Genomic DNA, 583 nt, shown 5'->3' with positions numbered 1-583 from the left:
GGCGGTATCCGGTACCGACGTCCATATTTTTCTGTCGATGAACGCCTTCCCCTACTTTGTGAAGGGTCATAGCAAGGAAGCCCCCGCCGAAGGCAAGCTGGGAGAAGTCATGGCCGAACGTAACGTGCCCCCCTTCTACCAGATTTTCGAGCAGGCGGTGGAACTGGGCGATGCCAAAATCTGGGCTTGCTCCATGGCTATGGATGTTCTCGACGTCAAAGAGGACGGCATGGAAGAAATCGTGGCCGGACCTCTGGGCCTGACCAAATTCCTGAGTGACGCCGAAGGCGGTCAGATTCTGACTTTTTAAAAGGAGGAGCACATGAGTGAACGCGTCGTAGATGCCCGTGGCAGTTTTTGTCCGGGGCCGCTGATGGAACTGATTTCCAACATAAAAATGATGCAGGTCGGGGACACCCTGGAATTGCTGTCCACGGATACTGGCTCGGCGGCAGATGTGCCGGAGTGGGTCAAAAAAGTCGGTCACGAAATGGTAAATACAGAGCAGGACGGCGAAGGCACCTGGCACATTCGGGTCCGCAAGGCCAAGTAAATGCACAAACAATCACAGGCGTAAAACCCT

2 protein-coding genes are annotated in these 583 nt (G+C 54.5%); both read left to right on the top strand.

Translation table 11 applies throughout. The features are described from left to right. The coding region (locus HJG40_RS14080; protein ID WP_226857475.1) for a DsrE/DsrF/DrsH-like family protein at positions 1 to 310 on the top strand (310 nt) is incomplete at its 5' end. A gap of 12 nt (positions 311 to 322) precedes the next feature. After that, entirely contained in the window at positions 323 to 553 is a 231-nt protein-coding gene (locus HJG40_RS14075; protein ID WP_215864781.1) for a sulfurtransferase TusA family protein, read from the top strand. Positions 554 to 583 lie beyond the last annotated feature (30 nt).

This window comes from Acidithiobacillus concretivorus, assembly GCF_018853445.1.
Classification (GTDB): Bacteria; Pseudomonadota; Gammaproteobacteria; order Acidithiobacillales; family Acidithiobacillaceae; genus Acidithiobacillus; species Acidithiobacillus concretivorus.
Note: the sequence above shows the minus strand (reverse complement) of the source record. Positions and strands in the feature narration are given on the sequence as shown.